General features: G+C 52.2%; 16 protein-coding genes. 7 read left to right on the plus strand and 9 right to left on the minus strand.

The window, feature by feature from the left end; all coding sequences use genetic code 11:
* Positions 1-100 precede the first annotated feature (100 nt).
* From H6G52_RS10355 to H6G52_RS10370, 4 genes are all read right to left on the minus strand, one after another.
* The gene (locus H6G52_RS10355) at positions 101-307 is read right to left on the minus strand and encodes a hypothetical protein (RefSeq protein ID WP_190528108.1); all 207 of its coding nucleotides are present in this window, start codon (positions 305-307) and stop codon (positions 101-103) included.
* Positions 308-323: 16 nt separating this feature from the next.
* On the minus strand, positions 324-740 hold the full coding sequence (locus H6G52_RS10360) for a DNA cytosine methyltransferase (protein WP_190528110.1): 417 nt from the start codon (positions 738-740) through the stop codon (positions 324-326).
* Positions 741-800: 60 nt separating this feature from the next.
* Positions 801-1,355, minus strand: coding sequence for a bifunctional pyr operon transcriptional regulator/uracil phosphoribosyltransferase PyrR (gene pyrR, locus H6G52_RS10365; protein ID WP_190528112.1), 555 nt, complete (start codon positions 1,353-1,355; stop codon positions 801-803).
* 87 nt (positions 1,356-1,442) lie between these two features.
* On the minus strand, positions 1,443-1,727 hold the full coding sequence (locus H6G52_RS10370; RefSeq protein ID WP_190528114.1) for a DUF427 domain-containing protein: 285 nt from the start codon (positions 1,725-1,727) through the stop codon (positions 1,443-1,445).
* Between the two features lie 573 nt (positions 1,728-2,300).
* Here H6G52_RS10370 and H6G52_RS10375 point away from each other — a divergent pair.
* Positions 2,301-4,034: a sensor histidine kinase gene (locus H6G52_RS10375; protein WP_190528116.1), complete on the plus strand. Its 1,734-nt coding sequence runs from the start codon at positions 2,301-2,303 to the stop codon at positions 4,032-4,034.
* A 36-nt stretch (positions 4,035-4,070) separates the two neighbouring features.
* Here H6G52_RS10375 and H6G52_RS10380 read toward each other — a convergent pair whose 3' ends face one another.
* Positions 4,071-5,411, minus strand: a complete 1,341-nt coding sequence (locus tag H6G52_RS10380) for a nucleoside recognition domain-containing protein (RefSeq protein ID WP_190528117.1) — start codon at positions 5,409-5,411, stop codon at positions 4,071-4,073.
* Positions 5,412-5,659: 248 nt separating this feature from the next.
* Between H6G52_RS10380 and H6G52_RS10385 the strand changes: the two genes are divergently transcribed.
* From H6G52_RS10385 to H6G52_RS10400, 4 genes are all read left to right on the plus strand, one after another.
* Positions 5,660-6,064, plus strand: coding sequence for a carboxypeptidase regulatory-like domain-containing protein (locus H6G52_RS10385; RefSeq protein WP_190528119.1), 405 nt, complete (start codon positions 5,660-5,662; stop codon positions 6,062-6,064).
* 79 nt (positions 6,065-6,143) lie between these two features.
* On the plus strand, positions 6,144-6,962 hold the full coding sequence (locus H6G52_RS10390; RefSeq protein ID WP_190528121.1) for a hypothetical protein: 819 nt from the start codon (positions 6,144-6,146) through the stop codon (positions 6,960-6,962).
* 180 nt (positions 6,963-7,142) lie between these two features.
* Positions 7,143-7,655: a hypothetical protein gene (locus tag H6G52_RS10395; RefSeq protein ID WP_190528123.1), complete on the plus strand. Its 513-nt coding sequence runs from the start codon at positions 7,143-7,145 to the stop codon at positions 7,653-7,655.
* A gap of 91 nt (positions 7,656-7,746) precedes the next feature.
* On the plus strand, positions 7,747-10,797 hold the full coding sequence (locus H6G52_RS10400) for a UPF0182 family protein (RefSeq protein ID WP_190528125.1): 3,051 nt from the start codon (positions 7,747-7,749) through the stop codon (positions 10,795-10,797).
* A gap of 18 nt (positions 10,798-10,815) precedes the next feature.
* Here H6G52_RS10400 and H6G52_RS10405 read toward each other — a convergent pair whose 3' ends face one another.
* The 3 genes from H6G52_RS10405 to H6G52_RS10415 form a co-directional block, all read right to left on the minus strand.
* Entirely contained in the window at positions 10,816-11,466 is a 651-nt protein-coding gene (locus tag H6G52_RS10405) for a Uma2 family endonuclease (protein WP_370567692.1), read from the minus strand.
* 31 nt (positions 11,467-11,497) lie between these two features.
* Positions 11,498-12,148, minus strand: coding sequence for a peptide-methionine (S)-S-oxide reductase MsrA (msrA, locus tag H6G52_RS10410; RefSeq protein ID WP_099534929.1), 651 nt, complete (start codon positions 12,146-12,148; stop codon positions 11,498-11,500).
* A 154-nt stretch (positions 12,149-12,302) separates the two neighbouring features.
* A complete protein-coding gene (locus H6G52_RS10415; RefSeq protein ID WP_190528127.1) occupies positions 12,303-12,539 on the minus strand; it encodes a hypothetical protein in 237 nt (78 codons plus the stop codon).
* A gap of 520 nt (positions 12,540-13,059) precedes the next feature.
* Between H6G52_RS10415 and H6G52_RS10420 the strand changes: the two genes are divergently transcribed.
* Together H6G52_RS10420 and H6G52_RS10425 are read left to right on the plus strand one after the other, a co-directional pair.
* The gene (locus H6G52_RS10420; protein WP_190353693.1) at positions 13,060-13,500 is read left to right on the plus strand and encodes an Hsp20/alpha crystallin family protein; all 441 of its coding nucleotides are present in this window, start codon (positions 13,060-13,062) and stop codon (positions 13,498-13,500) included.
* A gap of 569 nt (positions 13,501-14,069) precedes the next feature.
* Positions 14,070-15,167, plus strand: coding sequence for a hypothetical protein (locus H6G52_RS10425; protein WP_190528128.1), 1,098 nt, complete (start codon positions 14,070-14,072; stop codon positions 15,165-15,167).
* A 129-nt stretch (positions 15,168-15,296) separates the two neighbouring features.
* Here H6G52_RS10425 and metX read toward each other — a convergent pair whose 3' ends face one another.
* Entirely contained in the window at positions 15,297-16,388 is a 1,092-nt protein-coding gene (gene metX / locus H6G52_RS10430) for a homoserine O-acetyltransferase (protein WP_190528130.1), read from the minus strand.
* Positions 16,389-16,468 lie beyond the last annotated feature (80 nt).

Raw genomic sequence — 16,468 nt, forward strand, 5'->3', positions numbered from 1 at the left:
GAGCATAGCACGTGACTTTCTTTACCAAGAGTCATATCTTTATTTTATTTTTAATTCTTTCAAAAAGTCAAAAATGATACCTTGCATTGTCAAACAGTCCCTAGAATCCATCCCAGTTAAAAACTAACCCTAAAAAGCAAAATGGTGAAATCTGATCAACAAAATTCAACAAAATCGACTCACGCGCAAATCTATAAGCATTAATCGCCGCAATGAATGGGTTTTTGGCGATCGCATTATCCAAACCACGATCCATCATTTGTTGAATTTCCTGTTGAATCGCAGCTTTGAGTAGCGAACTTTCCATAACCATTCCCGTCTTTTTAGTATTCGGTCAGCTCAAAATAAGACCAAAGACATTGCGAGATGGATTGCGCGATCGCAGCGATTACCGGCACAGAAACCACATTTCCGAATTGTTTCTTAGCGATGCTGCTATTGGGATGCAGAATAAAGTTTTCTGGGAATCCCTGGAGTTTGGCATAGTCCTGGGCCGTGAGCGATCGAAACTGGCCGGGATAATAAATTTCTGCCAAAAATTGTTGCTTATAGGTATTCGGTTCACAGCCATTGAGAGCCGTTGTCGCCACAAAATCACGGGTTCCGTTGGCCGTTAGCGTCCCGATCGCTTCAGCAGTAGGCAAGAAAATTCGCGATACCCCCTGAATGCCGGTTGAAATTTTGGAGTTTTCAAAGTCAAAGTGATCGACCGTGACTTCTCGCAAAATCTCTTTTTGCACCAAAGCCGTGATTTAAGCTTGAGCCAATCGCTCCCAGAAATTTGGCAATTGATTTAGAAACTAACTAACAGGAGCGCGGCTGAGTTCGACCGCATCGCGGCCGTCAGGTTCTTGGAGATAGACCTTCACCTTTTCGTCCTTGGCGGTGGGCAGCACTTTGCCGGTGTAGTCCGGGTGAATGGGCAGTTGGCGATGGCCCCGATCGACCAAAGATAACAACCGAATCGACTCGGGCCGACCGTAATCCAAGGTGGCGTTTAAGGCTCCGCGAATCGTGCGGCCCGTGAAGATTACGTCATCCACCAAAACAGTGATTTTGCCCGTGAGATCGACGGGAATATCGCTGCGTTCGGGGGTGCGGGGGCCAATTTTGTCGAGGTCGTCGCGATAGAAGGTGATGTCCAGTGCGCCGACAGGAACGGTTACGCCTTCGAGCATTTCAATTTGGCGGGCCAGCAGTTTGGCCAGGGGTACGCCCCGGGTATAGATGCCCACGAGGACAACTTTGGAGAGGTCGCCCGATCGCTCAACCACTTCGGACGCAAGCCGGTTGACGGTGCGGCGCAACTCGTCGGCGGACAAAATTTCGATCGTGGCGGCAATTTCGGGGGACATATCCGGCGCAGGCGTTGATTTATTTGTGGATTATGCACGCGATCGACCGTTTCGCGGTGGGGGCGATCGCGCGATCGCCCCCAATCATTACGCTTCCACCTTCACGCCGCGCCAGAAGGCCACATAACCGGCGATTTTCTTGGCAGCATCCTTGGGTTCAGGATAGTACCAGGCGGCATCAGGGTTGGTTTGGCCATCCACGGCGATCGTGTAGTAGCTGGCAACACCTTTCCAGCCGCAGGTGGTGTGGGTGCTGCTGGGTTGAAAATAGTCCGACTTAATCGCGTCGGGCGGGAAATAGTGGTTTCCTTCCACAACTTCGGTGCGATCGCTCTCGGCAATCACGGTTCCGTTCCAAATTGCTTTGGCCATGGGCTTCTTAACTTGTCCTTTCGGGGTGATTGTGTGGTCTGTTTTTAACGATAGCGGCACAGACGAACAATCAGATCACAGCGATTAGCCACAGCAACGTCGCAGACTCATCTGAGGTTTTTGATGGGCAGGACATCTCGATGGTTCAGTCTCGGTGGAAACGGCCGCTAGTAGTATTTAGGTAGAATGATGAGAGAAAGTCAGGAAGTGATGACAAAGACTATCTTACTAGTTACCTGTTTCTCTTCTATTCAAGCAAACTTATTATGAGGAGCCACAAAAAATTTAAAGAATCAGGTAGTGCCGTAATTCAGTCATGGTTTCTAGCAATTTATTGCTGACGCTGAAAGACTTTCACTAGCCTATTATTACTTCATAGGCACTACCTGCCAGTAATTATGCTGGACTAAAAGAGGGTGACCGAGATCTAAACCAATAAATCTTTGCAGCTCAGGGTCGGCTGCAATCAGCAAAGATAGAAACTATCTAATTACTGAAGGCCAATCCTCATAACAATCACATTATTCAAAAGAAGATACTGATTGATCCAACCTTAATCTATAAAGCAATAGAATGAAACCCATAAAGCAACAGCATCGATTTTATCTGTTTCAACAACTGATATGGGGTGTTTTATTTTCACTGTTGATTGCTGGTTTTATTATTATGGCTCTTGGTGCTCTATTGACTGATAAACAAATAGATCAGCAGTTAAAACAACAGGCCCGATCCATTACTGAAGGTGTCGTTTTTTCCATCGAAGGATTAATTGAACTAGGTAACACCGGCGAAGGATTAATCGAACTGCGTAACACCAGTATTATTCAGCGGGTCGTCCAGAACTATGCCACCTTACCGCTAGTGATGGAAGTCGCGGTGATTAATCCCCAGAACAAGGTCTTAGCCCAGAGTGATACGTTTCCGACTCGTTTGTCCTTTTCAGCCTTACCCTCTCCATTCACAGAAGTTCTAGACCAAGCAGCTCAAACCGGTTTACCAACTAGTTTCAGTACGAGAATTGATCGTCATAGCGTCTTGGTTTCAGTACTACCGTTTAGCAACACCTTATTTGGTCAGGCTAACCGTCGGGGGCTGGCAATCGTTATTCTCGATGCCGATGCCCTTCGTAAACAGGCAGTACAAGCTCTCTCAATAACAGTTCTCATTTATATTTTTGGTATTGCTCTGACACTGATCCTCATGGCTATGTGGATCCATCGCATTCTCTTGCGCCCCCTCAAGCAACTCAGAAATGCAATTGTCAGCCTGAATAGCATTGACCAATTTGTGATGCCTGAAGGATTACCAAATAATGAAATTCGACTGCTAGCCCAGTCCCTAAAGAGTTCAACCAATCAAATCAAACAATATCAGGAATTTCTTCACAAACAAGCTCAAGCTTTAGAAGTTGCCGTTCAAGATCTCAGCGCCAAAAATACTCAACTGGATAGCGCATTATCTGAATTACATCACACCCAAATTCAGATGATTCAGTCTGAGAAGATGTCATCTTTGGGGCAGATGGTAGCTGGTATTGCTCATGAAATTAATAACCCACTGGGGTTCATTCATAGCAACTTAGTCCATATCACTAGCTACGTTCAGGACTTGATTGGGGTGATTCAAGCTTGTCAAGAACAAATTCCACAATTTCCGATTACGTTGCAAGATAAAATTGACGAAATTGATCTTATTTTTGTGCAAGAGGATATCATCAAGACTCTTCAGTCAATGCAGATTGGCACTGAGCGGATCCGCGAAATTGTCTTGTCATTGCGTAATTTTGCACGATTAGATGAAGCAAAACTTAAAGTAGTCAATATTCATGATGGAATTGAAAGTACTCTGCTGATTCTGCAACACCGACTGCAAGCAACTGACCATCGTTCCGAAATTCAAATTTGCAAATATTACGGTGAATTACCATTGATTGAGTGTTATGCAGGACAAATTAACCAAGTATTGATGAGTGTGTTGATGAATGCTATTGATGCACTTGATAGCTTGAATCAACGATCCAAGACACCAGAAATTCATCCTCAGATTAAGATTCAGACAGAAGAAATCTCTGAGCAAAAAATCAAAATCGCAGTTAGTGACAATGGATCGGGAATGACTCAGGAAATTATGTCCAATATCTTTGATCCATTTTTTACAACCAAGCCAATTGGAAAGGGCACAGGACTCGGGCTTTCGATTAGCTATCAGATCATTACTGAAAATCATCGTGGCAGGCTATTTTGTGAGTCAGAAATTGGTGTAGGAACAACTTTTACGATTGAACTTCCAACACACCAGACTCGGTGAGGGGTCTCTCATTGGGCTAGGCATCAGCGCGATCGCCTAGGCCGCGCCCGGCAGCAGCAACCGACAAACCAACACCGAGGCGATCGCGCTGACCGCATCCGCAAACAGCCCCACCGGTAAGGCATAGCGCGTCCGAATAATCGCCACACTGCCGAAATAGACTGCCAGCGTATAGAACGTGGTGTCCGATGCGCCCTGCATGGTGCAAACCAAATCCGCCAGGAAGCTGTTGGGATTGGCTTTCACAATTTCCGACATGAACCCAAACGCGCCGCTCCCGGACAGCGGCCGAATCAGGGCCATGGGCAGCGCTTCGGCAGGCATTCCAATTAAGGCAGTGACGGGGGTGAGCAGGTTGGTCAACAGTTCCAAAGCGCCGCTGGCTCGAAACATCCCGATCGCCACGAAAATCGCCACCATAAACGGAATCACCCGCACGGCAATTTCAAAGCCTTCCTTTGCCCCCTCGGTCAGGGCTTCATAGACGCGCACGCCGCGAAAGTAGCCATAGATGAGGAAGCCGCTGATAAACATCGGCAGCACCCAGTTGGAAATGGTGGTGAAGCCTTCCAAGCTGAAGACAAAGCCGAAACCGTGGCGGATCACCTTTTGAACGATCGCCCCGAGAAAAGCCAGCACCAACCCACCAAAGACCAGTTGACCGACACGGCTGGGGGGATGCAACACAGGCGGCGGGGCGGTGTCCACGGCCGGTTCGATCGCCTCTGCATCATCGGTTGCGGATGCGATCGGCTCGGTTGGCTCAATCACCGGGGCTGGATCAGGCGATCGACGGGCCGCAAACTTAGCGGCCAGCACCGCCGCCGTTGTCCCGATCGCCGTGGCAATCAAGGTGGTGAGGACAATCGAGGCCGGTTGGGTCGTGCCCGCGCTGGCCCGCACGGCGATCACTTCCAACGGAATCAGCGTCACCGAGGCCGTGTTAATTGCCAAAAACAAGCACATGGCGTTGGTGGCCGTGCCGGGGTTGGGATTCAGGCGATCGAGTTCTTTCATGGCCTTCAGACCCAAGGGCGTGGCTGCGTTGCCCAAGCCCAGCGCGTTGGCCGCCAGGTTCATGATCATGGCGGACATGGCGGGATGCTCCGGCGGCACGGTCGGGAACAGCCGCACCATCACGGGCCGAATCGCCCGGGCGATCGCCTGCATCAACCCAGCTTCCTCCGCCACCCGCATAATCCCCAACCACAGGGCCATGGAACCTACCAGCCCGATCGCCAGTTCCACCGCGCTGCCCGCCCCTTTGAAGGAAGCCTCCGTCAGGGGTTTCATCTTGCCGCCATAGGCCGCCACCACCGTGGCAAAGGCAATCAGAAACAGCCAAATCGGGTTCAGGGGCGAAACTTTCGTTTTCATGGGCCGGGGCGATCGCAAGGATTCCCAGCACAAATAACATGAATTGGCTGAAATTTAGTCAACAGGAAACAGATCAGTATTGCTGCAATCCCTTTTCACAGAGTGCGACAAGGACTTAGAGTAGAGTGTCAGCAAAGCATTATTATTTTTATTTTTTGTTACCAATTATTGTGAATTTGCATGTTATATTGTCAGTGGCAATGTTTCATCATCAGAAGACAAACTAAATTTACAGTATCTGTAACAAGATGCAAAACTTTAAAGATTGGCCAGTCTTTGTCAAAATAAGTTTCGGAGTTTTATTGACAGCTTTTGTTATTGCTGGACTAGTGGAGATTCCAAAGCTCAGTAGTCAACCTGAGGCAACGAATGACTCGTCGCAGAACATACCTAAAAAACTAGTGAATATTGACATCGTGATTGAGTCTGAGTCATCAACTCCGCTCGAAAACGTAGAAATTCGATTTTTGTTCAAAGGAGCACCAGAAGTTAGAAGAACTAATACTGATGGTTTTGTGCAAATAGAAATTCCAGAGAGAACGACTGTTGACATTACTTTGAGTAAAGAAGGATTCAAAACAGCACAATACACTATTAACCTTGAGAATGATCCAAATCGAACACGGGTTTATCGCCTAAGGTCTCAGAAATAACAGCGACGTGCTAAGTTTGACGATGCTATTGAGACAACTGCATAATAATCACACCGACTTCAGATATCCTTACGAATTATTGTCATTGCTGGTAAAGCTCTTTGCTTTAGGAATTTTCTCTACAGAAAAAGGTTCTAAAGCCTGGTTCGAGCTGATTTTAGTTACAGGAGCACTATGTGCTTCAGGTTATTTAATTTGGTGGCAAATTCCCTTACTGCTCCTCTCAATTTTCTTAGGAACTCTTGCTGCAGGAATGTTCTCTGTTTTATGTCCTCAATATCTTTCTGAAAATCAATCAGTACAGATCGATAGTCAAGTTTCTAAAACTTTAAGTATAATTTCAAGATTCAATGCAATACAGCTTGAAAGCCTTTCTGAACTAGAGCTTGCGGCGAGAATCAAAACCATACAAAAAGCAATAAGAATATTAGAAAGCCATCCTGAAATTCTCAAGGAAGCATCAGGTTTTTTATCCACGCTGGAAGTATTAGAGATATCTCGAGATTTTGCATTAGCGAAAAGTGAATATCTTAGAGAAAAAAGTGAAGCTCTAAGAATTCAGTCTAAATTAATAGAGAGAGAAAGACAAAGACGAATAAGAGAAGACCGTATTCGAAAACAGCAAAAAGTTGAAGAACAGCAAAATAAACTAGAAGCAATACGTAAAGAGGAAGGTTTCACAGGTGGCTGTCCTCCAGATAATCGAGATACTGAACCAACTTGCCCACTTGGTTATCCTGTAAAAGTAACCTTACATGGTACAGAAGATGGCTATGACGGCATTATTTGGAGCGCATCCCATGGCAAATACCTAACAATAAAACCTAGGTGGTGCTACAAATCAGTTGAAGAAGCTTTACAAGAAAGAGGGTACAGATTTAGAGAACCCAAGAGGTAACTCATAAAATAAATAGGAAGATGATTTGTTGTGACTCAAATTGATTTGAGAGCTGATTAATACTTGCGTTAAATCAAGCACTGTTGCTTAACCCTTGCAGAAATAGCACGATTTGCCCCAGAACGTTTCGGAATTTCGTTGCTATAACCGAGGCGTAATCTGGCAATCAATCCAAAAATTATGACCAAGCGCCCCTTAGGTGTGACTATTCTGGCGGGCTTGCAGTTTTTCTATAGTGGTTTTGGGTTCTTGCTCAGTTTGTCGGTGTTGGTGATTCCCCAATGGCGGCAATTTTTAGTGGATAGCACGATCGAGAGCCTCAAACTGCAACTCCAAACCGCCGGTTCCAATTCAGATCCGCAAGCCCAAGCGATGATGCTGGGGATGGTTCCGACGTTGATTTTGGTGTTTGGGGGAATTGGGGTGTTGCTCTCGCTGGTGGGGGGATTGCTGGGATATGGCCTCTGGAAGTTGAAGCAATGGGCTTGGATTTTGACATTAATTTGGCAGATTTTGCAGGTTTTGAGTTTGGGACAGTCGCTTGTGAGTTCGATCGCCCTAGGATCGGCTTCAGTTCCGGCCTCAACCCTGTCGCAGTTGGGGTTTCAATTGACGATCGCCCTTTTGATTTTGTTCTACCTGTTTCGGCCCAAAGTGCGTCAGGCCTTTAAATCGCCTCAATCGTCGGCCTGATGGTGGCTGTTGCCCAGGGGCGGCGGCGCGGAGCAGTTGTTTTTTTTCCAACATTCCGCTAGACAACGTTCATTGAGGCTGGAGACTTTCGATGACCCGGACGCGATCGCCCTTGGCTGTCAATTCAACGCCCCCCATGGCGGCCCCCGATCGAGCCAGGCGGCAACCCTGGCGGTGGGCCCTGGGCGGGTTGGGTTTTGTGCTGGCGATCGGGCTGGCGGTGCGCTGGCTGGGGGATGGCCTTTGGTTTGGCCAGTTGGGCTATGGCTCCCTTTGGTGGATGCGGCTGGCGGTGCAGGCGGCTCTGTTTGGGGTGGGGGCGATCGGGTCGTTGGCGGTGCTGTGGGGCAATCTGTGGCTGGCGGAACAGCTCAATCGCCGGGAGTCGGTGGCCCTGGGCCCTGATCCCGATCGCCCCTGGTGGGTGATGCCTCGGGCGATCGAACCGCGCGGGGAACGGCTGGTGGGCGGCCGGCTAGATTTGCTGCCGTTGCTGCTGGTGTCGGGATTGTTGGCCCTGGGGTTGGCCCTGCTGGTGGTGCATTACGGGCAAATTGGCTGGACGGCGGGGCGGGAAGCCTTACCCACGGCGGTTCCTCGTTTGCAACCGCTGTTGTTATGGGAACTGCTGGAGCCGTTGCGATCGGGCCAATGGTGGTGGTTGGCGCTGCCGGGATGCCTTTGGGCCCTGGGGGCGATCGCGCCGAGGTGGGGCTTGCGGGCCTTGGGGGCGATCGCCGCGTTGAACTTTGCCTGGATTGGCTCCCAACATTGGGCAACGATTTTGCTGGCCGCCCACCCCAGCCGATTTCAGCAGGTGGATCCGGTGTTTGGGTTGGATGTGGGCTGGTTTGTGTTTGGCTTGCCCCTGGTGGAACTGTTGGAGTTTTGGGCGATCGGGCTGTTGCTTTGGTCGGCCCTGTTGGTGGGGCTATATTACCTGCTCAGTCAGAAATCCTTGGCCCGGGGGCGATTTCCCGGCTTCACGGTGGGGGAATGGCGGCATGGCTGCGGCCTGTTGGGGTTGGTGTTGTTGGCAGCGGGCATCAGTGCCGGGGTTGCCTGTTTTGATTTGCTCAATTCCACCCGAGGTGCTGCCTATGGAGCCGGTTTTGCGGATATTCGCGTGCAGTTGCCAGCCAACATTGGCTTGGGGTTGGTGTCCTTGGGCAGTGGGGTTTGGCTGCTGGGCTATGCCTTGACGGGGTTGCAACCTCGGCGTTGGCTGGATGGCCGGGTGGCACAACCCACGGGCGATCGCCGGCCGGATTTGCCGCCCCGGTTGGTGGCGATCGGGCTGTTGTGCTACGCGATCGGGGGCATCAGTCTGGGTTTTCTGTTGCCCGAGGCGGTGCAGGGGGCAATTGTGGAACCCAACGAGCTGGAACGGGAACGGCCCTACATTGAGCGCAACATTGCCTTTACCCGATCGGCGTTTGGCCTCGATCGGGTGCAAGCGGAATCCTTTGACCCCCAAGCCACCCTCAGCGCGGCGGATCTGCAAACCTATGAACCCACCCTCGACAGTGTGCGACTTTGGGACACGAACCCGCTGCTAGATACCAATCGGCAGTTACAACAAATTCGCTCCTATTACCGCTTTGCCAACGCAGACCTCGATCGGTACCGATTGCCCGATCGGCCCAACTCGGCCCCGGCCGCCACAGACCGATCGACCCTCCATCCCACCATCCTCTCCATGCGGGAGTTGGACACCACCGCCCTGTCAACCCCGGCCCAAACTTGGCTGAACCGCCATTTGGTCTACACCCACGGCTATGGCTTCACCCTCAGTCCCGCCAACCAAGTGGGAGCCGGTGGCCTACCGCTCTATTGGGTTCGGGATATTGGTTCCGGCACTGATGACACGGGCGGCGGCATCCTGCGGGCCGCCAATGAACAGGTGAGCCAGGGCATTCCCCTCGATCGGCCCCGGGTCTACTTTGGTGAGCTGACCAATACCTACATCCTGGCTCCGACCGCAGCCCAAGAGTTGGACTATCCCCGAGGCAATGACAACGCCTATAACCACTACGACGGTCAAGGCGGGGTGCTACTGGGCGATCACTGGTGGAAGCGGTGGCTGTTGGCGGCCTATCTACGCGATTGGCAGTTACTGCTGACCAATAACCTCACGCCGGACACGCGCTTGCTCTGGCGGCGGAATGTGCGGGAACGGGTGCGGACGATCGCCCCCTTCTTGCAGTTCGATCGCGATCCCTACGCCGTGGCCGTGAACCTGCAATCGGCGACGGATGCCGATGGGTTCGATCGCCGCAGCCACCTGTTTTGGATTGTGGATGGCTACACCACCAGCCGCCGTTATCCCTATTCCGAACCCAGCCGCGCCGGTTTTAATTACATTCGCAATTCCGTAAAAGCGGTGATTGATGCCTATAACGGCACGGTGCGGTTTTATGTGGCCGATGGGGATGATCCGCTGATTCGCAGTTGGCAAGCGGTGTTCCCGGAACTCTTGCGCCCGATCGACCAATGCCCGCCGGCCATTCGATCGCACTTCCGCTACCCGATCGATCTGTTTGCCGTGCAATCGGAAAAGCTGCTGACCTATCACATGAGCAATCCCCAGGAGTTCTATAACCGGGAGGATTTGTGGCAAATTCCCAACGAAATTTACGGCAACCAGCCCCAACCGATTCAGCCCTACTTTGCCCTGATGCAACTGCCCGGCACCAGCCAACCGGAGTTTGTGCAGTTGTTGCCCTTCAGCCCCGCCAGGCGCAGCAACCTGATTGGCTGGTTGGCGGCCCGCTCCGATGGCGATCGCTACGGCCGACTCTTGCTCTATCAATTCCCCAAGGATCGGCTGGTGTTTGGGATTGAGCAGGTGGAAGCCCGCATTAATCAGGATCCGGACATTGCACGCCAAATTAGCCTTTGGAATCGCCAGGGTTCCAAGGTGATTCAAGGGAACTTGGTCGCCATCCCGATCGGGCGTTCCATTCTCTATGTGGAGCCGCTGTATCTCGCGGCCGATGCGGGCGGCCTGCCGACCCTGATTCGGCTGGTGGTGGCCCATGGCGATCGAATTGTGATGCAACCCACCCTCGACGCGGCAATCACGGCCATGTTTGGCCAACGATCACCAGCCCCTCAGGCCGCTCCCCAATCAACCTCCTAGGAATTCAAAATCTAGGAATCAGGAATCCAAAATGCCGGACAACGAGAGTGAAAAACCTGGTAGGCAACTATCACCGCTCAAGGTGGTGGGGGATTTCAGGGTTTCCACCGGGCGATCGGGTCGGTAGATCTGGGCGATCGCCTCCGCCGGATCCAGCAACCACCCCAAACGCAGCCCATTGTTGAGATATTCCTGCATCTTCGCTTGCACTTGGCCCAAGTCATCACTGGGCGACTTTAGCTCCACCACAAAATCAGGACAAAGGGGCGGATAGCTATCCTGTTCCTTGGCGCTGAGGGCTAACCAGCGATCGCGACTGACCCAAGCAACATCGGGCGATCGAATGGCTCCGTTCGGCAGTTTAAACCCCGTGGAAGAGTCAAACACCTCGCCCAAGCCCGTCTCTTCATTCCACAACACCAACCGCGCCGTGAGGCGTGAGTTGCGCTGTCCCGTTCTGCCTCCCGTGAGGGCCACGATCACTAATTCTCCTGCGGCGGTTCGTTCAAATTTGCAGTGGGGATTGTGGCGACAGATGCGGGCAAAGGTGGCATCGTCCAAGGCCAAGTCCGGCTGAAGATCGATCGCGATCGCGCTCATGGCAAGGGGCCCACCGGGGCCAACAAAGGAACGATCGGCCGCCGGGCCCCCAGGACAACCCCCAGACAACCAACGGCCGAAACAGACACAGCAACGAACCCTAAACCGCCAAGCCCACGGGACAGCTCACCCCCGTGCCGCCCAGGCCACAATAGCCGCCGGGATTTTTAGCCAAATATTGCTGGTGATAGTCTTCCGCGTAGTAAAACTCCGGCGCATCCAGAATTTCCGTGGTGATGTCCCCATGGCCCGCTTGGGTCAGGGCCCCTTGGTACTGTTCCTTGGAGCCGATCGCCGCCGCCTTTTGGGCTTCGTTGTAGGTATAGATGCCCGATCGATATTGGGTTCCCACATCGTTGCCCTGGCGCATCCCTTGGGTGGGGTTGTGGCTTTCCCAAAAGACCTTCAACAGTTGCTCGTAGCTCACCTGTTGCGGGTCATAGACCACCAGCACCACTTCGTTGTGGCCCGTCAGGCCCGTGCAAACTTCGTGGTAAGTGGGGTTGGGTGTGTGCCCGGCCGCATAGCCCACGGCCGTGGAAAATACGCCGGGGGTTTGCCAAAACTTGCGCTCGGCTCCCCAAAAACAACCCAACCCAAACAGGGCCGTTTCCAGACCGGCCGGGAAGGGCCCCTCGATCGGGTTGCCATTCACAAAATGCTGATTCTTGATGGGCATTTTGGTCGATCGCCCCGGTAACGCTTCCTTGGCGGTGGGCATCGTGGACTTTTGCTTTAAACCAAAAAACATGGCGAGGAGTTCCTGAACATTCATGGGCAATTTGATCGGGGTTCGATCAATCTCAAAGCAAGGCGCAATCCAATTTCAATGCAATTTCAATGCGATTGGTTTCGATTTGGGGTCGGATCCCTGGGCCGCAACTGCTCGATCTTAAAAGGTTTTCCTAGGGCTGGGGAGGCACAGACGATTCTTGATCGCCCGCTGATGGGGCCGCGTCCCTTGATGGGTGCTTGGGCGATCGCCACCCGATCGGGCGACGGGTTCCCATTTCCGTTGCCGCCGAAGCCAGTAAATACAACACCAACAGCCCCATGCCACCCGCCAGCCACCGCCAATCGCTGTCCGTGGTTGGGAGCGCCAACAGAGCAGGCTCGATCGAACAGCCAGACCCGTAATTCATCCCCCAATTCATCCCAAAGTCCATCCTGTCATCCATCCCCACAACAGTTCCCATACCCAGTTAAGCACCCGGTTCAGGCCCCGCTGAATTTCCGGCTGTCATCGGACAAATTATCGGTTTTCAAGCCCGCTTAAGTACGGTTTTCATCCTTGCAACTATCTTAATTTGATTGCAAGATCACTGCGCCTTTTTAGCATTTTTATTTCTTCGATTAAGCCTCAGCAGCCAGCAACAAAAGCGATTAGGCAGTTTGGTCAGCAGTTGGGTCAACAGTTTGGCTTTCAACACAATGTCTCAGCCAATGGCTTCTGAAAACTCAGGTGTGGGAACTGCCCTTGAATGGGTCGTGCAAACCGAATCTAGCTTCTGTTTGAGCGAGTTATCTTGAGATTGTGCAGAGCAAAACGCTCCACGCAAAATTGAATCAATTCGAGCAAGATTGAACTCGATTCTTGAGGTTGATCCTCAAGCAAACCCTTCTCTCAAATTGTTGATTTCAGGAGTTCGTGAGGTGGCTAAAATGACCTTGATCCGTTGGGAACCCTATCGAGAAATTGAGTCGCTCCGTCGTCGTTTTGATCGACTCTTGGATGGCGCACTGATGACTCCTTTGGCGATCGATCCGGAATTGCACCACGCACCGGCTGCGGAATTGGAAGAAACCGCTGATGCGCTATTGTTGCGCCTGGAGCTACCGGGCGTTGATCCGAAAACCGTTGATGTGGAAGTGACGGCGGAGTCGGTTTCGATCGCTGGTGAGCGACGCTCCGAGAAAACCGTCCAAGAAGACAGCGCTTTTCGCACCGAATTTCGTTACGGCAAGTTTCAACGAGTGATTTCGTTGCCTACCCGCGTGCAAAATGCCCAAGCTACTGCTAACTATCAAAATGGCATTTTGGAACTGCGGTTGCCCAAGGTGGAAGAAGAAAAGAACAAGGTTGTGAAGCTGTCGATCGGCTAGGGTAACTGGCCCATGGTTGAAAGCGTTGCCCTGCGGTTTTTCACTTTGGCTTTGAACTTTGATCTTGAGCGATGATGTTGCACTTCCGTTTCAGTGCAATTGCTGACCTAGAAGGATGAATGAATACAGATTCGGGGGAATCTTGAACGGATTCTCCCGGTTTTTTAATTCCAGTTCAACTCAGGTTTCTTCCAAACTTAGTCCAACTCCAATCAAAGCTCAATCCAAACTAAGCCCAAGCTAAAGCACGGTCAAACCAAGGTCAAATTCAAGCGAATTGAAGCACAGTCAAGACCAAATCAAGATTGATCAAGCATGAAGGCCGCTCAACTGTCCCTCAATCACAAACAGAGGGCAACCTTAGAATTGGCTTTAAACCTTGGCTTAAAATCTTCGTTTTAAACCGTTGCTTTCACAATCAACTTTTAACATTAGTTTAAACTCCCAAAACAATAGGGATTGATAATCCCTCGCTTTGGAAATCATGACGGGTAGGGGCCACACAATCCAGAGTGGCGCGTCTACAATCGAGGAAGCTTCTCACACAGGTCGGCGGTCTTAATTCGGGTATGGAAACAGGCGATCGAATGCGGTTATTGGCGCTCTTGGGGTTGAGCGTGGTGGCTTTTTGCACAGTGGTGGGCGTGGGCAGTGTGGTTAGCCACGGATCCACCCTGGGGCTGGCCAGCGTGGAGGTGACAGACTCCGCCTGGGGCCAAGGGGCCCTGTGGCAAAATGCGGCCCAAGCCTTGGGGGGACTGACGATCGGAGTGGTGTCCATGCGGGTGCTCGATCGCTGGCGCTATCAACAACGGTTGGAGCGGTTGCAGCGAGATTTGGATCACGAAAGCCACGAACGCCAAACCCTGGAAACCAGCCAGCGATCGCTACAACTGCAACTGGAAACCCTGGAGGAGCAGGCCACCAAACACCAACGGACGATTGAGGCGCTGAAAACCCAACTCCAAGAGCGCGATCGGCTGCTGCAAAAGGAGCGGGCCGACCTGGAAGCCATTCGCACCGATGTGGAACAAACCTGGGATGAGCAAGCCGCTCTCCAAGGGGAACTATCCCATTTACGGGATTACGTGGCGGAATTGGAAGCGGAGCTAAACACAAGCCAAAGCAACTTGGCCAGCCTGTTGCAATATCAACCCAAACCGGCCGAGGCGGGAGAAAACGACTCGGAAACGGACGAGTTAGTCTGTGCAGGGGCCTTTGAAACGGTGTTGGCGGCGGTGGAAACGGCGGAACAGCAATTTGGTGATGTGTTGGAAATTTGGGATTCTGCCCGATCGGCTGCGGCCGAGTCCCAATTTGGTCGCCCCAGTGAGGTTTATCAAGCTTTACGGGCGATCGCGGAAATTGGCCGCGCCTCCCTGCTGGCAAAACGGGAAGGGCGATCGATGGGCGGTTGGCGGGAGGGTTTCCGCGCCTATGGTTTGGACTTTAAGCCCACGGAACACCAAGTCACCGGTTCTCGATACGGGAGCGATCGGGACTTTCGCCATGGGGGCCGCAAACAGCGGATGTTTAAACATCTCACCTTGGGCAAAAACAACGCAGTCCACAACTTGCAAATTTATTTTGAGCTGGACTTTGAAACCGAAAAAGTGGCGATCGGCTACTGTGGCAAACATCTCCGCAGCTACGGTTGGGCTAGCTGACCTTTGAGCAGAGGCTCGATGCTCGCCACGACCCTAAACTTGGCCGCTAATTCCTAATCGTTAGGAGCATGGGCCAACATCGCCAAAATCGTTCTCAGTTCCAGTCAACAGGCTCATCTCTAATCAAAACTAAATCCCAAAGCGATCGCGAAATTCCAGCACAAGACGATTCAGCCTTTGGGTATTGATTAAAAATGCGTCGTGGCCGTGGTTAGAACTCAACCATTCCAAATGGGCATGGGACATCAAAGCAGCAATTTCCTGCTGCTCGTGGGGCGGATAAAGAATATCGGAATCGATCCCCACCACCAACGCCGGTTGCTGAATACTACGCAGTGCTTCTGGATAGCCGCCCGATCGCCCGCGCCCCACATCATGCCGATCCATCGCTTGGGTCAAGGCAACGTAAGTATTAGCATCAAAGCGCTCAACGAGTTTTTGGCCGTGGTGGCGCAAATAGTTGACGATCGCAAAGTTAGCGTCCACAGCCGCATCGCTGTGGTTCTGATCGCCATCAGGTTGCACTTGCCGACCAAAGCGGGTTTCAAAGCTCGTCCACGATCGATAGGTGCTCATGGCCATCATCCGGGCCACGGCCAGCCCTCGGGCCGGCGGGCGATCGGGCGGATAGAACCCCTCGCACCAATCCGGATCGGCGTAAATTGCTTGGCGCTGGGCTTCACCGAGGCCAATGCACCAGGCGGAATGTCGCCCGGAACAAGCCATTGGGGCGATCGCCCGCACCCGTTCAGGATAAGTCACGGCCCATTCCAGCACCTGCATCCCACCCAGCGATCCGCCAATCACCAAAGCGAGAGTCCCTACCCCCAACGCATCCAGCAAAATCGCCTGCAACTTCACCATATCCCGCACGGAAATGGCCGGGAAGTTTGGCCCATAGGGCACACCGGTCACGGGATTTGTTGAAGTGGGCCCGGTTGTGCCGTAACAACTGCCCAGAATGTTGCTGCAAATGATGAAGTCTCGATCGGGGTCAAGGGCGCGTCCCGATCCCAGCAGCGGTTCCCACCACAAATCCGCATCGGCCCAGCCCGTCAGCGCATGGCAAACCAAAACGGCATTATTCCGCTGGTCATTGAGTTGCCCCCAGGTGCGATAGGCCACTTGGGCCCCCACCAACGCCTCGCCCGATTCCAATTTCAAGGGAGCGGGCAACTCGTAAACCTGGGTTGCTGGCGAAACAAACTGTTGCCACTGCATAGAACTTTCAGCACAGAGTGAACAAAAACCGAGCCAGGTTGATTAGCCCCTGGCTCAGGGGTGGGGCGGATTTTCTCAAG

The organism is Limnothrix sp. FACHB-881, from assembly GCF_014698135.1.
In the GTDB taxonomy this organism is placed as follows: Bacteria; Cyanobacteriota; Cyanobacteriia; order CACIAM-69d; family CACIAM-69d; genus CACIAM-69d.

What these genes read in the sequence shown, in the direction of transcription:
- H6G52_RS10355 (WP_190528108.1), bottom strand. Translation starts at nt 307, where the DNA reads ATGGAAAGTTCGCTACTCAAAGCTGCGATTCAACAGGAAATTCAACAA.
- pyrR (WP_190528112.1), bottom strand. Translation starts at nt 1,355, where the DNA reads ATGTCCCCCGAAATTGCCGCCACGATCGAAATTTTGTCCGCCGACGAG.
- H6G52_RS10370 (WP_190528114.1), bottom strand. Translation starts at nt 1,727, where the DNA reads ATGGCCAAAGCAATTTGGAACGGAACCGTGATTGCCGAGAGCGATCGC.
- H6G52_RS10375 (WP_190528116.1), top strand. Translation starts at nt 2,301, where the DNA reads ATGAAACCCATAAAGCAACAGCATCGATTTTATCTGTTTCAACAACTG.
- H6G52_RS10380 (WP_190528117.1), bottom strand. Translation starts at nt 5,411, where the DNA reads ATGAAAACGAAAGTTTCGCCCCTGAACCCGATTTGGCTGTTTCTGATT.
- H6G52_RS10385 (WP_190528119.1), top strand. Translation starts at nt 5,660, where the DNA reads ATGCAAAACTTTAAAGATTGGCCAGTCTTTGTCAAAATAAGTTTCGGA.
- H6G52_RS10395 (WP_190528123.1), top strand. Translation starts at nt 7,143, where the DNA reads ATGACCAAGCGCCCCTTAGGTGTGACTATTCTGGCGGGCTTGCAGTTT.
- H6G52_RS10400 (WP_190528125.1), top strand. Translation starts at nt 7,747, where the DNA reads ATGACCCGGACGCGATCGCCCTTGGCTGTCAATTCAACGCCCCCCATG.
- msrA (WP_099534929.1), bottom strand. Translation starts at nt 12,148, where the DNA reads ATGTTTTTTGGTTTAAAGCAAAAGTCCACGATGCCCACCGCCAAGGAA.
- H6G52_RS10415 (WP_190528127.1), bottom strand. Translation starts at nt 12,539, where the DNA reads ATGAATTACGGGTCTGGCTGTTCGATCGAGCCTGCTCTGTTGGCGCTC.
- H6G52_RS10420 (WP_190353693.1), top strand. Translation starts at nt 13,060, where the DNA reads ATGACCTTGATCCGTTGGGAACCCTATCGAGAAATTGAGTCGCTCCGT.
- H6G52_RS10425 (WP_190528128.1), top strand. Translation starts at nt 14,070, where the DNA reads ATGGAAACAGGCGATCGAATGCGGTTATTGGCGCTCTTGGGGTTGAGC.
- metX (WP_190528130.1), bottom strand. Translation starts at nt 16,388, where the DNA reads ATGCAGTGGCAACAGTTTGTTTCGCCAGCAACCCAGGTTTACGAGTTG.